Origin of the sequence: Sphingobium sp. B11D3A (assembly GCF_025961695.1) — a bacterium.
Classification (GTDB): domain Bacteria; phylum Pseudomonadota; class Alphaproteobacteria; order Sphingomonadales; family Sphingomonadaceae; genus Sphingobium.
The window spans coordinates 701962-715897 of record NZ_JAOQOE010000001.1; the positions used below are offsets into that span (position 1 = coordinate 701962).

The following is a 13936-nucleotide window of genomic DNA, read 5'->3' on the forward strand; positions in this document are numbered from 1 at the left end:
CCGACCAGAAGCGAGACACCGACATGGACCAGACGATCCGTCCGGCGAACAGCGTGATGCTGTTCAAGCTGGAAACCAATGAGGGCGTTGACCCAGGCCCGACCGCCGCGAACGCCTTTCCCTTCGAGGCCGATGGCTTCAGCTACAACACGCCGTTTACCGAGGAGCAGAGCAACGAAGCCACCGGCAGTCTGGTCAGTGGCGCGCCGTTGATCGTCGGGCAGCCGGCCGAGGTGACGATCCGCTTCCGGATGAAGGGCGCAGCAGCTGCATACACGGCGAGCGTAAAGCCGCCGCATCATGATCTCCTGGCCTCGTGTGGCCTGCGCGGCGTGTTCCAGGCCGCGATCGCGGCGGCAGCTTTGACCGCCGGAAGCGCGACCAGTGCGACCCTGGGGACGGGCTTTGCGACCACCGCGCAGCTCTATCGCGGCATGCCGCTGGTCCTCTCCGGCGGGCCCGGCGACGGCCGCACGACCCTGATCGCCGATTACACGAGTGGCAAGGTCGCGACGCTGGTCGACACGTTCGACACGCCGCTGACCACAACCACGCAGGCCGCGATCCCGCCGAACTGGACCTATGCCGGCACCTCTCCGGCTGACGCGGCCGCGCGACTGACGGACCACCCGTCGGGCACCCTTTATCTTTACGAGGACGGCGTGCTGCTCAAGTTCGTCGGGTGCCGCGGCATTGTCCAGGAGTGGGGTGGCGACACCGCCAAGCCGGGCTTCATCACCGTCAAGCTCATGGGCGTGTTCGCCGGGCGCACGGATGCCGCGGTGCCGGTTGTTTCGGTGGCCGCACATGCCGCGCCCATGCTCGTGCAGGGAGTCAACCAGCCCAACCCGGCCTTCCTCATGAACCGCAAGGGCCTGCCGATCGACCGCTGGTCGATTAACCTGCAGGCCGAACAGGAATCGCCCGGCGACCCGAACACCAATTATGGCTTCGGCCCTTCGATCCTCGGCAAGCGCGCCGGCCGCTTGGAGTGCGACCCGAAGGCGACGCTGGTCGCCACCCGCGACATCCTCGCCGAGGTCCAGAACTCGGCGGTCTACAATGGCGTCATCCGCGCCATGGGCAGCGCCAATAACCGCTGGGCGATCACATTACCGCAGCTCACGCCCGTCGGCGCACAGCCCGGGACCAGCGGATCCCTGCGCACCTTCCAGGAGCGTCGCGCCATGACGACGCCGGGCAAGGACAGCAACGGCCGCGACGGCGACTTCATCCTCTGTTTCTGGTGAACTCATGACGATTGTGACATCGACTGCGGCCTCTGCCGCCCTGCGCTACACCCCCGAATGGCTGAAGCAGGAGGAGAAGCCTCCCGTCTTCCTGCTGCGCGCCGGCAACGTCCTCGAGCGAGAGCTCATGGAAGCCGAGCTGGCGAGCGAACACCTCGCCGGCACGGTCTGGCCGTGGGAGCTCGAGGAGGCCTGCGTAGCGGGTTTGCGCGAGCTTGGTGGCGAAGGCAGCGAGGAGCTCATCCTGCTCGCCCAGACCGCCCATAGCGGCGAAACGATCAGTGACCGCGACCAAGCCGTCATGTCTGAGGCCCTGGCGCTGCTCGCGCTCCACTGGCCGCCCTACAAGCTGCTGCTCGCCCAGCAGCAGCGCCGCAGCCAGATGATTCCGATCGTCGCCTTCCGGCGCTTCTGCATCGGTTGGGAGAATATCGCGACGCCCTTCAAGCGCGGCATCGACAAGCTGGTGGAGCTCGACTCGCTCGCAGGCATCCCGTCCACCACCCTGCGGGCCGCCGGCGCACAGGCCTGGCGGCTACAGCATGGAGCGGTCGAACGAAAAAACTCCGATGCGCCCTCGAAATCCGCCGACGACCCGGGGACTTCGAATTCGGGCGCAGATACCCCGGCGGATGGGTCATCGACGGACAGCATTACGCCGAAAACCCTCGACTGACAGTCCCGCGCTGGGCGCTGTTCGTGGTGGACCTGTGGCTTCGCGCCCGCATGCAGACCGCCTTCGGACCGTTCGGCATGCGCGGCGCCGCGCCCCTCCCCTGCGCCGGCGGATGGCAAGAACAGCCAGCGGCCCTGATGGACTGCTTCGCGGCCCTCGATGACATGACCGCGAGAAAGGATTGAGCCCATGCCCTCGATCGAACTCAGGCTAGATCAGCGTGAGATCGACCGTTCGGCCGACCTGGTCGTGCGTGCAATCCTTACCCAGGCAACGGCCGCCGTCCGCGCCGAGACGCGCGGCCTCGAACGCGACCTGGAGGACCTTACGCGCGAAGCCGCCGGCGGCAATCTCTGGCGCGCATGGAAGAGCGCCACCTTCCCGCGCGGATCCCGCCTCGCTGCCTCGCCGGCGGGCGAGGTGTTCGTCAACGGTGGATCCCGCACCCGGGGGGCGATGACCTTCTGGTCGCAGGCTGGCGTCAACAGGTCCAAGGGCGGATTCTATCTCGCGATCCCAACCGAGCATGCCGGCGTCTCCACCCGCTCCCGGGATCTCTCGCCAGGCGAATGGGAGCGGCGCAATGGCCAACGGCTCGTCTTCGTCTACCGCGGCGGGGGCAAGCCCTCGCTTCTTGTGGCCGAACACCGCTATCGCGCCCGCAACGGGCGGGGATCCCGCACTGCTACATCACGCCGACAGGGCGGCGCCTACAGTGGGGCCGCAACCGAAACCCTGCCGATCTTCATCCTCATCCCAGCCCAGCGCTTTGCCAACAAATTCTCGATTGAACCGGCCGTCGAGCGACGCGGCCGCATGCTCCGCGACAATTTCACGCGGCGCATGAACCGCCTGCGCACCGCCATCGATGGCACGCGCGAGAGCTGATCCGGAGGCCCCATGCAGTTCGACATTAATGGGCGCCTGCAGCTGAATGGCGAGGCGCTGTCCTCCAGCGTCAAGAAGCTGACTGCCGGGCTCGGCCCAGCAATGGAGGCCGCCGGCGCCGAAGCAGGCGCCAAGCTCGATCGCGCGCTCGATCCCGGCCTGCGCGCCGTCGAGCGCAAGATCGAGAACACCTTCAAGCGCGCACTGAAGGTCACGCCCGACGCCGGAATCCTCGACCTCGATCTGCCCGGCCTTCGCGCAGGGGCCGTAGCCATGGAGCAGCAGGCCTCCCAGGCGCGCGCCTTAGCGGCCGCGAAGGAAACCCTCAACCGGGCCAGCGGCGTGGTGACGCGAGCCCAGCAGCTGGAGATCGCTGCCGCGCAAAATGTCGCGAGCAAATATGAGCGACAAGCGCGTGCCGCCCGCGAGGAAGTCCAGGCTCTGGAGCTGCTGCAGGCAGAGCTGGGCCAGACTGCGGACGCGCAGCGCGATATGGCGCAAGCCTCCGGTGCGCAGCGCAATGGCCTTCAGCAGGTCGGCTTCCAATTCCAAGATTTTTGGGTGCAGGTTGCCGGCGGGACGAGCGCGATCCGCGCGGCCTCCCAGCAGTTGCCCCAGCTGATCGGCGCGCTGCAGATGATGGGGAATGGCGCGGAGAGCGCCAATACGAAGTTTGGCAAGTTCACCCGATTCTTGGGTGGCGGCTTTGGCGTCGCTCTTGGCGTTGCCATTCCCATGGTGGGGATGTTGGTCGAAGGGCTGTTGAGCTCGGGCGACGCAGCAGAGGAAGCGCGCAAAGGCGCTCTCGATCTGACCCAGGCTATCGACTTCCAGAGCATGAGCGTGCGCGACCTCGTCGCTGCGATCGATGAGCTCGAGGCAGCCCAGCGTAAGCAGCTGGTGAGTGCGAGAGCGATGGAGGAACAGGCCGTTCGCAATGCCGCTCGGGCAGTCGAAGCGGCGAAGGCACAGCGCGAGCAGGCAATCGCAACCCTCGAAGCGCTGAAGGCAACAGAACAGTCCAACTTCGCTGCCTTGACCGGCGGCATCGGTGCCGACTCTGCTCAGTTCGCCCTTCGCCAGTCGATGGGCAATGTCGATAAGCAGATCAAGGACCTAGCGAGCGCACAGACGAAGGCAGAAAAGCTGCTCCGTCAAACCGAGATCCCTGTGCTTCGGCGACAGATCGACGCGCAAACAGATCCTCGAAAGGCGGCGGATGAACGCCGGCAGGCTGCGCAGGACATGCTGGATCAGCAGTACCAGCTGGGCATCATCCGGCAGGAGCACTACGCTGCGGCAAGTACGGCCGTGGCCAAAGCGCACGACCATGAGATCGAGGCACTCAACAAGAAGACGCCGGCGATGCGAAACGCGGCAGCTGCGACGCAGCGCCTGGCCGAACGCGGCGAGGACGCAGCGGAGCGGATCGCCAACATCACCGACCGTTTCACCGACATGCCGAGCGAGCTGCAGCAGACCCAGCGCGCGCTGCGTGAGCTCGATGACTTGGCCAACGATTTCGCGCTCAAGAAGCCACCGAATTTCGAGCAACTGCTCGCCCAGATCGAACAAGCGCGGGATCTGATCACCAACGCGCCGGGGCGCCGGCTGCAGAAGGATCTGGACGAAGAGCTAAAGCACATGGAGGAGGCTGCGCGCCTGGAGGAGATCCGCGCGCGGCATGGCGAACATGCTGCCGAGGCAGCAGCCGAGTATCTGCGCATCGTCCGCCAGTTTCCGACAGCCACGCCGCAGCAGCTCGCGCTATTGCAGCAGGCGATCGACAAGCGCCGCCTCCAGGCAGAACTCAAGGATCTGGCCAACGAAATCTCGGTCGATGTCGGCATCCGCGTCGACAAGGCCAATGAGGAGCTTGGTCGGCTCGCAACCGAGTTCGAGGATCTGTTCAGTAACGGCGTGGACTCAATCTGGGAACGGTTTGAGCGGATCGGCATGGGGTCGATTGCCAAGACCGCTGCAGAGCTGGCGATGGGCAAATGGGATAGCCTTTCCGACAAGAGCAAGGCGACGCTTCGCGAGATCAGCGGCAATGCCAGCGTGGGTGCGGCGACCGCGCGCATGGCCGGCGGCAACAGCCTTGGCGGTGCATTCGGTGGAGCGATCGGCGGGGAGATGGGCAAGCGCCTTGAGAAGCCGCTGACAGACGTGCTCGGAAAGACCCTCGGCTCGATAGCAGGGCCGCTGGGATCGATCGCCGGCGGGCTGCTTGGCGGCGTGATCGGCGGGCTGTTCAAGAAGACGCCGATGGGCTCGACCATCGTGACCGCCAACACAACGAACCCCGTCATCTCCGGCACAAAGGACGCCGGCGTCATCGATTCCCTCACGGGCATGTCCAAGGGTCTGCAGCAGAACATCCAGCGCATCGCCGACCAGCTCGGCGCCGAAGTGGGCCAATATGCCGTCAGCTTCGGACAGCGCGGCAGCTATTACCGCGTGGCCGGCACCGCGACCAATGCGGTCGGGAACAAGCACCCGTCACGCACACCCGGAATCGAGCTGCTCTATGATGGCGAGGATCCGGAGACGGCCATGCGGCTCGCGGTGCTCAACGCCCTGCAGGATGGTGCGATCAAGGGCGTTCGCGAAGGCACCCAGAAGCTGCTGCGAGAGGCTGGCGATATCGAGACCGGCCTGAGCAAGGCGCTGAGCTTCGAGCAGGCGTTCAAGGACCTGAAGCGCTACACCGACCCGGTCGGCGCCGCGCTGGACGAGGTAAACCTCAAGTTCAAGCAGCTGGTGAAGATCGCCAAGGAAGCCGGCGCAACCGACGAGGAAATGCGGCAGCTCGAGCAGCTTTACAAACTGCAGCGCGACGAGGCGGTCAAGGCGGCCGGCGTCGCCACCGATGCGCTGAAGGACTTCCTGCAGTCGCTGAAGGCAGGCAGCAATTCGCCCCTGTCGCTGCGCGAGCAGCAGGCCAATGCCCGGGCCGCGCTGGATCCGTTCATCACTGACATCAACGCCGGCAAGAACGTCGACACCGCCAAGTTCCAGGAGGCCGCCCAGACCTTCCTGCAGATCGAGCGGGACATCAACGGCTCGACCAAAGAGTATTTCGCCCAGTACGACATGATCACCAAGCTCACCGAGCAGGCGATCAGCGCGATCGACAAGCAGAACGCCAACACCGGTACCGGCACCGAAAACCCGTTCGAGAAGGCGATCGCGAAAAACAGCGAAGCGACCGCCAACATCCTCGAGCAGCAGAGCTCCATGCTGGCCGAACAGACCCAGTTGCTGAAGCAGATCGCCGGCGGCGGCGGCAACCTCGATGCCTGGTGGCAAGCCCAGCGCGGATATTGACGAGGATCCATGGCAGCACTTCCTGAAGACGTCGCCGCTTCATCGCGGGCGGCGGCGATCGTCATCGTGTCCGACACCGCGCTGCTGGACCGCTTTCCCACGGCTCGGGACGGCCAGAAGGCGCCGGCCGAGGGCTATTGCGACAGCGCAGCCGACACCGAGACGATCCTCAATGCACGGGCCGCGCTGATCGGACAGCAGGGGCGCCGGCGGTTCGCCGTCAAGATCGCTGCGGTCCTGGACGTCAGCCTCGATGGCGGCGTGCCCTGCTTCCGCCTGACCGATGACGAGCAGCTGGTCGACACCACGATGATGGTCGGCCGCCTCGAGATCGATCTCGAGGAAGAAATGAGCACCCTGGAGCTGTTCGGATGAAGGCGACCGTCTGCAGGATCGATGCCTGGTCGGGCGCGACGCCGACCACTCTGCGGCTTTCCAATGTCGACGACGAACGCGTCTGCCATCTGGACGGTGCCAGCTGGCGGCCGGCGATCGCGCGTCTCCCCAAGCTGCGCTACGATATCTTCGACGGTTCATTTGGCAGCCAGCTGACGGCACCGACTGGTGAGCTCGCCGTCCAGCTCGCAGCTTGGCCCGAATTGCCAGCGCTGGACCTCTACGATGGCCGCGTGCGCCTGTGGCAGGGCGAGATCGGCGCCTCCTGGAGCAGTTACACGCTGATCTTTGACGGCCGCGTGCGCGAGCAGCCTCCCAGCGGCGAAGGTGCCGTACCCTTGTCGATCGGCTGCGATGACGCTTGGCTGGATGAGCCCCTGCTCGATACCTATGCCGGCACCGGCGGCGTCCAGGGCAGCATCGAGCTCAAGGGCAATGTCATCCCCTGGCTGATCGGATCGCCGCGCTTCGTCGAGGGCGTCCTGATCGACGCGGTCGACAATATCTACCAGCTCAGCGGCGGCAGCATGGCGGGCGGCCAGATGGCGTTCGACCGGCTCAGCCGTCTCGGGCCACCGGCGGCCAACTATGCCAGCTTTGCCGCGCTGAAGGCGGCGACGATCGCCAACGGCGACTGGGCCACGTGCGCGACGCTCGGCCTGGTCCGGCTCGGCGCACCGCCGGCCGGCCTGCTCACCTTCCATGCGCTGGGCGATAATGGCGGCGCGCGCGCCTGGGTGCGCCGGCCCGGGTCGATCATCTATCGCATTGCTGAGCGCCTCGGTAAGCTGGACCGCGTCGTGGTTGCGGATCTCGACGCCCTCGATGCCGCCTGCCCTTACAACCTGTCTCTGGCCCTCACCTCACAGACCACCGCCCGCGATGTCATCCTGAGCATCGCGCAGAGCGTCAATGCCACGGCTCTGATCGACTGGCTCGGCCGCCTGCGCGTAAAGGCGGTGCAAATCGGGACGCCGATCGGCACGCTCGCCTCCGATGGCAGCAGCTGGCCGCCGGTCGCAACGGTGGAGCAGATGTCGGTCAGCACGCCCTATTGGCGCCTGGCGCAGAAGGCCGCGGTGACCAATCGCGTTCACACCCTTGGCGAAATGGCACTGAACGACCCGGCACTGGCCGCCGCGATCGCTGCCCAGGAAGCAGCGGACGCAGCGAGCGTGCGTATCGGCCGCATCACGTCGGACGGATGGCTGACCGCCGGCGCCGACAAGCAAGGCCTCATGCGCGAGCATGACTCGCTCACCACCCGATTCACCGCCGCCTATGACAAGGCTGCGGATCTCGGCGTGGCAGCATCCGAACGCGCTACCGCACAGGCCGACATGGAGGCATTGCTCGACTTCCTCGAGGCAATCACGCCCGACTGGGATAATGCCGGCGTCGACAGCCCCGTAAACGGGCCGGAACTCGATGCGCTGTTCTACGCTGCGAGCGTGACTGTCGCGATTCTGGAGAGTGCGGTACGTGGCCTTCCGGGTGATCCCGGGCCAGAGGGGCCGCCGGGCGTCGACGGTTACAATACAGCGGTCGTGTTCCTCTTCAGGCGAGCGTCCAGCACTCCTCCTCCGCCGTCCACGGTCGCTACCTACACGTTCGCGACCGGTGTTCTCACAGGTCATAATAACGGCTGGTCACAAGATCCGCCGCCAGGCGGCGAGCCGCTGTACATGATATCGGCGACCGCACGCTCGAAGCTCGCGACCGATACGGTCGAGGCCTCTGACTGGAGCACGCCGCGCATTCTCGCCCAAAATGGGGCGCCCGGCGCCGCTGGACCTGCCGGCGCTTCGGCGATCGGCTTCGTGCAGGATGACCATCCAGGCTCTGGCCAGTTCGTCTCACAGACCTGGTACCGCCCAACGTCAAAACAATGGTTCCGGTGGACGGGCGGCGACTGGGAGCGGATCCTCGGCGCCATTTCAGCGCTCGACGTCGTCGCTGACAGCGCATTTCTCGGCAACGCCGTCGTCGTGAACGCGAAAATCGGCAACCTCGAAGTCAACACCATCAAAATTGCCGGGAATTCGGTGACCGACAAAGGCTCAGTCCAGATGGTGTCGGGCGTGACGGTGGCTCGCTTTGCTACGCAAACCTTGATGACGCTCACCAAGACGAAGATCGAATCCGCATCTGACCTCGACTTTGATGTCACGTTGTTCGTTCAGACCAATGACGATCTGAACGGCACTGTTGTTCTGCGCACCGCAGCAGAAACCTTCGACCCGTATTTCGGATATAATGTGCCACTCTTTCAATATGTCGTGCCGATGCGAGCTGGCGGAACGGGCCCCGGATTTGGGATGCCGTTCAGCTGGGGCATCAGCCTGGGCGGGTTCGCTGCCGGCACCCACACGTGGCAGCTCCTCTACACGAACAATGGCGGCGACTTCGTCAACGCGCTCACCGTTCTGGGCGGATCCAATCTTCGTTATGGAGAGGTGAAAAGATGACACCGGAGCGAGAGTTCTGGCTCGTGTGGTCCGATGCTTCTGGCAGTGTCGTGAGCAAGGGACACGGCATATCAGGCGACTTTGGAAGCCAGCAGTTCACGGATGGATTAAGAGGGGTTCCGGTCGATCAGTCTGCCTGGATCAAAAACGCAAACTGGACGGCTGATGACGTTCGCGATGCCTTGCTTGCACAGCTGTCGAGGCAATTTGCGCTGGAGGTAAAGGCCGGCTGTCCATCACCGCTCGGCCGGATCTGCTGCGATGATCAGGCGCAGTCTCGCTTCGACAGCACCCTGCGATATCTGAACGGCGCGATCAGGCGGGGCGAACCGGTTTCTTCCATCAACTGGACGATGTGGGATCGGTCACAAGTGCCGCACAGTCTCACAGAATTGGAAGACATGGGCTACGCAATGGATGGGGGCTTCCAAGCCAAAATGGCCGTCCGACAAGCTAAGGAAGCTGCCCTGCGTGACCCCGGCGCGAGTTTCACAGCGTTGATGGCAATCGACATTTTCGCTGGTTGGCCGCCGAGCGAATAAGCCTCCGAAAGCGCACCTCTGGCGGCAGCGATCCGCAACGCCGGGATCGCAGCGACCTGCCCTACCGCCTCCCCTAAGCAAACATCGCGAGAACCGACCGATGAGCAACGCAATGATCATGCGGCCGCTGCCGGTCGCCGTCCTGAGCGGGACGAACAGCCTACCCGGGTATCAGCCATCCAATATCGCCAACGACTGGCTCGGCATGGTGTGGAAGGGGCAGGCGGCCGGGACCGCCAGTCAGTCCTTCATCGTCGACCTGCGGGAAGACCTACCGGCTGACACTATTGCCCTGCTGGGCCTCTCCGGCGCGGCAAGCAGCTGGCTGCTGCAGGTGAGTGCCGCGACCGACGCACAAGGTGCGTTTACCGGCGCCAGCCACGCTTGGCCGGCGGTTCCCCTCCTCGCCGGCAGCGTCATGTTCCCGAGCGGACGTGGCCGCGCCTATTGGGAAAAGCCCGCGACCGGACCTAGCGCAGCTCGCTACTGGCGCGTCACGATCACGACGCCGGCGAACAACACGCCGGTTACGGTTGCACGCGTGGTGATCGGGCAGCGCCTGCAGCCGGAGCGCAATTTTTCCTTCGGCGCCGCGTTCGGCATCCGCGATCACGGCAAGGCCGAATGGTCGACCAGGGCGGTTCTTCTTCGTCGCCGTGGTCTGAAGCTGCGCAGCACAGGCCTGTCCTTCGCCTCACTGTATCGCGACGAAATAGAGAATCTCATCGACCCGATCCTTGCAGCGGTCGGTGCGACCGATCCGATCCTGCTTGTGACCGATCCGGATCCGCATGCGCAACGGCAGAACAGGATCTACTTCGGGCCGCTGATCGGCGACATCGGGACCATATGGGCGCGTGCCAATGCCGGCTTCCAGTGGCAGGCGAATGTCGTCGACCTGGAGCCGATCGGCGACGTCGGCGCCAGCTTCACCCCGCCCACCCCGACGCCGGCGCCGAGCTGGACAAGCCCGCCCTCCGTAAACGGCGCTGGATCCCCGCCGCGCGTCGGCGATGTGCTGACCGCCACCGGCGGAACAATCCTCAATGGTGATCATGCCGGATGGCGCTGGCTCAGAGACGGCACGCTGATTTCCGGCGCAACAGGAGTGACGTATGTGCTGACGATCGACGATCTCGGGGCTCTGGTCGGACCGCGCCAGTTGGCGTCTGGACCGGGCGGCAGCGGCTCCAACGACGGCGACCCTGTCGGGCCGGTCAACCCCACGGTGCCGGCGGCGATCTCGGGCCTCACCGTCGTGCCGGGCAATGGGCTGGCCGTTCTTTCCTTCGACGCGCCTTCAAATGGCGGCTCGCCGATCACGGACTATGTTTACCAGTACAAGCTAGCCGCCTCTTCGACCTGGACGACATTCGCGGATGGCACTTCTGGCGTCACAGGAGCCACCATCACCGGACTCACGAACGGGCAAGCCTATAATTTCCGCGCGGCGCCGGTGAACAGCGTCGGGCAGCAGCCGACGTGGTCGAATGTTGCGACCGGCACGCCCGTTGCGCCCACTGCGAGCTATACGGCCGGATTCACGCTCTCGCAGTTTCCTGCCTATGATGAAAAGCGGATTTACCAGCGCACGACCAACAGCGGCGGTGGCCAGGGCAAGGGCACCGGCACGATCCGCGTGCCGCTGTCCGGCACCGTCACCGCCGGCACGGTCGGCGTGCGTATCCGCTCGGCCGACGACGGCACGACCATTCTCCAGGCGCCATGGACCGCCGGCACGATCGCAAACGGCGCCACCTATGTCGACGTTACCGGCGTGGACGCCCGGCTTGGCTGGTTCTTCATCGATCTGAAGGGCGCGGATGGCGCCTGGCAGCTCGGCACCGTCAAGGTCGGCATGGGCATGTTGACCGGCTTTGCGGGTCAATCGCTCACCGTGCGGATGCTGGGGCGACAGGCCACCGACTCGACGGCGACCTTCGCTTCGCTTGGGATCGCGCCGGATGCCAACAGCGCGGTGCTGGCGCGATATGTGGACGGCAACACCTACAATCCCGCCTCCGCCACCATGCCCTGGCAGGCGCCGGGCGACATGAGCAATAGCACCGGCCCCAATTCCGTCGGCGTCGGTGAATATCTCAACCGCATGATTGCGCTGACCGGCGTCAACTGTGGCGTTGTCGGCCATGCGGTCGGCGGCACCACCATCGCCAGCTTCTTTAGCGGGCAGAGCAACTGGACGGCGCTCTCCGAGGTGATGAACCGGGCTGGCAATGCCTTCGAGGCCTTTGTCTGGGGCCAGGGCCATACCGAGGCCCTCTATGGCATCCCACCCAAGGCTTATGGTCAGGCCCTGAGCACCCTCTTCAGCCAGCTGACCGCGCTCAACAGCCTGCAATCCTTCGCCCGTCTCGTCTGGACCATCCCATCCATGGGGCTGGTGCGGAGCTGGGGCACGCCGTGGCAGGTCAGCCGCATCCGCAAGGGCGCCCAGGACTGGTGCGCGGCCAATGGCGGCACCTATGTCCATATGGACGATGCGCTGATGAGCAGCGACGGCATCCACCAGACACAGGCCGGCTCGCTGACCATGGCCCGGCATCTCTATCGCGCGCTGCGCAGTTCTTATGGCGCCAGTGCCGGCCTTGGCCCCGCGCCCCTCTCCGCCACCCGATCCGGCACCACGATCACGCTTACGTTGAGCAATGTCGGCCAGGGCGCGCTGGTGCTGAGCGGCACGCCGGGCAACCGCTTGTGGGTATTCCCGCGCGGGCGGGTGAACCCGATGGCCAACAACGCGACCGACAACCGCTTCCCCGTCGCCTCGGTCACCGCAGTGAACGCCACCACGCTCGCAATCACGCTCGCCAACGATCCCGGCCCCGGGCATGAGCTCGACCTCTGGGTCTACTTCCCGAGCGGCCCGGCCAATGCGGCGGCAGACACGATCCGCGATGACCGGACCGATGGAGACGGCATCACCACCGGCCGCATCGTGCAGGGCAGCACCCTCCCCATCGCCATCGCGGCGCCGACGCCGGGTGGCGCGATCAATGCCCCGCCGAGCGGCTTCATCGCGCCGATCAGCCCGCTCAGCATGGCCGAGACGAGCACGACCTACGCCGCCAGCACCGGCGGTGCCGCGTTCGGCCAGCAGATGACCGGCGGCTCCGCGCGAGGCAGTTACAGCCCGGTCTTCGCGCCGATTACCGTGGAGGGCTTCTTCACCTGCCCGGACCCGCTCCCGGGCGCGATCCAGGTGCTGTTCGGCGGGTTCGGAAGCAACGGCTCCCGCTTTGTCGCCATCGATGGCGCCGGCAAGCTGCGGGTCTGGAGCGGTCTCACCGGCACCACCGTGCTGGCGCCCGGCAAGCGCTACCATGTCGCCTGCCAGGCCGGGCCGGGAGGGCTGGCGCTCTATGTGACCAACGTCACCGATGGCCTTCCCGGCACGCGCGAGAATTATGCCGCGTTCGGCGAGACGATCGTGCCGGCCACCTCGGGCTATTCGCTCCGCAACCACAATGGCGAATACGGGCTCACCGGCGGCGCGCTGGATGAATGGGCGGTGTTCAACAGCGAGCGCTACAGCGGCACGAGCTACACCTGCCCGACCGCGCCGCTCACCGGCGATGAAGCGGATATCGTCGCGCTCTATCGCTGCGATGGCGACGCAAAGGATGCGGTGACACGATGAACATGATCGACCGCCACGACCTCATCAAGCGCAGCTTCGACGCCGGCGCGATCGCCACCGCCTTTGGAGGCCTTATCGAGATGCTGCCAGCCATCGCCACCAGTCTCTCGATCATCTGGATGGTGCTGCGGATCTACGAGATGGACACCACCCAGCGCCAGCTCGGCCGCGCCCGCGCCACGATCGCGCGGCTCAATGCCTGGCTGAGGAAAGGACGATAGATGGCAGACGCAAAGATGCTCGCGACTGGCGTGGCCAGCGCCATGCTGGCGATCGCCGTGCCCTTCGGGATCAGCTGGGAGGGCATGAAGCTCAACCCCTATAAGGATCTCGTCGGGGTCTGGACCGTCTGCGGCGGCGCCACGCACGTTCCCATGCGTCCCTACACCGAAGCCGAGTGTCGCGAGATCACCCTCGCCCAGTACCGGGACTTTGGTGAAGGCGTGCGCGCCAGCGCGGCCGGGATCGATCGCGAGCCCTGGCAGTGGGCATCGCACACCACATTCGCGTCCAACATCGGGATCTCGGCCTATGCCCGCTCGAGCGTGCGGCGGCTGTTCGTCCAGGGGCGCTATGTGGAAGCATGCCGGGCGATGCGGCTCTACAAATATGCGGGCGGCAAGGTTGTTGCCGGCCTAGTGTATCGCCGCGAGGGCAAAGACCGCCGCGTCGGTGAGTATGAGCTTTGCATGGTCGGCGCGGTACCGGCCGAGCTGGGAGGCGCTTGA

General features: G+C 65.5%; 10 protein-coding genes. All 10 read left to right on the forward strand.

Annotation, left to right across the window (positions count from 1 at the left end; all coding sequences use genetic code 11):
• Positions 1 to 23 precede the first annotated feature (23 nt).
• The 10 genes from M2332_RS03385 (at position 24) to M2332_RS03430 (ending at position 13936) form a co-directional block, all read left to right on the forward strand.
• Positions 24 to 1250, forward strand: coding sequence for a hypothetical protein (locus tag M2332_RS03385; protein ID WP_264572976.1), 1227 nt, complete (start codon positions 24 to 26; stop codon positions 1248 to 1250).
• A gap of 4 nt (positions 1251 to 1254) precedes the next feature.
• Positions 1255 to 1926 (forward strand): hypothetical protein, encoded by a 672-nt coding sequence (locus tag M2332_RS03390; protein WP_264572977.1) that lies wholly within the window; start codon positions 1255 to 1257, stop codon positions 1924 to 1926.
• Positions 1927 to 2115: 189 nt separating this feature from the next.
• Complete coding sequence (locus M2332_RS03395; RefSeq protein ID WP_264572978.1) at positions 2116 to 2814, forward strand: DUF6441 family protein; 699 nt, start codon at positions 2116 to 2118, stop codon at positions 2812 to 2814.
• Between the two features lie 12 nt (positions 2815 to 2826).
• A complete protein-coding gene (locus tag M2332_RS03400; protein ID WP_264572979.1) occupies positions 2827 to 6144 on the forward strand; it encodes a hypothetical protein in 3318 nt (1105 codons plus the stop codon).
• A 9-nt stretch (positions 6145 to 6153) separates the two neighbouring features.
• The gene (locus tag M2332_RS03405; RefSeq protein ID WP_264572980.1) at positions 6154 to 6519 is read left to right on the forward strand and encodes a hypothetical protein; all 366 of its coding nucleotides are present in this window, start codon (positions 6154 to 6156) and stop codon (positions 6517 to 6519) included.
• A complete protein-coding gene (locus M2332_RS03410; protein WP_264572981.1) occupies positions 6516 to 9008 on the forward strand; it encodes a hypothetical protein in 2493 nt (830 codons plus the stop codon). The genes M2332_RS03405 and M2332_RS03410 overlap by 4 nt, the downstream gene beginning before the upstream one ends.
• The gene (locus tag M2332_RS03415; RefSeq protein ID WP_264572982.1) at positions 9005 to 9550 is read left to right on the forward strand and encodes a hypothetical protein; all 546 of its coding nucleotides are present in this window, start codon (positions 9005 to 9007) and stop codon (positions 9548 to 9550) included. The genes M2332_RS03410 and M2332_RS03415 overlap by 4 nt, the downstream gene beginning before the upstream one ends.
• A 112-nt stretch (positions 9551 to 9662) precedes the next feature.
• Positions 9663 to 13208, forward strand: coding sequence for a fibronectin type III domain-containing protein (locus tag M2332_RS03420; protein ID WP_264572983.1), 3546 nt, complete (start codon positions 9663 to 9665; stop codon positions 13206 to 13208).
• The gene (locus M2332_RS03425) at positions 13205 to 13429 is read left to right on the forward strand and encodes a hypothetical protein (protein ID WP_264572984.1); all 225 of its coding nucleotides are present in this window, start codon (positions 13205 to 13207) and stop codon (positions 13427 to 13429) included. The genes M2332_RS03420 and M2332_RS03425 overlap by 4 nt, the downstream gene beginning before the upstream one ends.
• A complete protein-coding gene (locus tag M2332_RS03430; RefSeq protein WP_264572985.1) occupies positions 13430 to 13936 on the forward strand; it encodes a glycoside hydrolase family protein in 507 nt (168 codons plus the stop codon). It abuts the gene before it with no gap.

Bases quoted from the DNA above. Each gene is read 5' to 3' on its own strand.
- M2332_RS03385 (WP_264572976.1), top strand. From the start codon at position 24: ATGGACCAGACGATCCGTCCGGCGAACAGCGTGATGCTGTTCAAGCTG.
- M2332_RS03390 (WP_264572977.1), top strand. From the start codon at position 1,255: ATGACGATTGTGACATCGACTGCGGCCTCTGCCGCCCTGCGCTACACC.
- M2332_RS03395 (WP_264572978.1), top strand. From the start codon at position 2,116: ATGCCCTCGATCGAACTCAGGCTAGATCAGCGTGAGATCGACCGTTCG.
- M2332_RS03400 (WP_264572979.1), top strand. From the start codon at position 2,827: ATGCAGTTCGACATTAATGGGCGCCTGCAGCTGAATGGCGAGGCGCTG.
- M2332_RS03405 (WP_264572980.1), top strand. From the start codon at position 6,154: ATGGCAGCACTTCCTGAAGACGTCGCCGCTTCATCGCGGGCGGCGGCG.
- M2332_RS03410 (WP_264572981.1), top strand. From the start codon at position 6,516: ATGAAGGCGACCGTCTGCAGGATCGATGCCTGGTCGGGCGCGACGCCG.
- M2332_RS03415 (WP_264572982.1), top strand. From the start codon at position 9,005: ATGACACCGGAGCGAGAGTTCTGGCTCGTGTGGTCCGATGCTTCTGGC.
- M2332_RS03420 (WP_264572983.1), top strand. From the start codon at position 9,663: ATGATCATGCGGCCGCTGCCGGTCGCCGTCCTGAGCGGGACGAACAGC.
- M2332_RS03425 (WP_264572984.1), top strand. From the start codon at position 13,205: ATGAACATGATCGACCGCCACGACCTCATCAAGCGCAGCTTCGACGCC.
- M2332_RS03430 (WP_264572985.1), top strand. From the start codon at position 13,430: ATGGCAGACGCAAAGATGCTCGCGACTGGCGTGGCCAGCGCCATGCTG.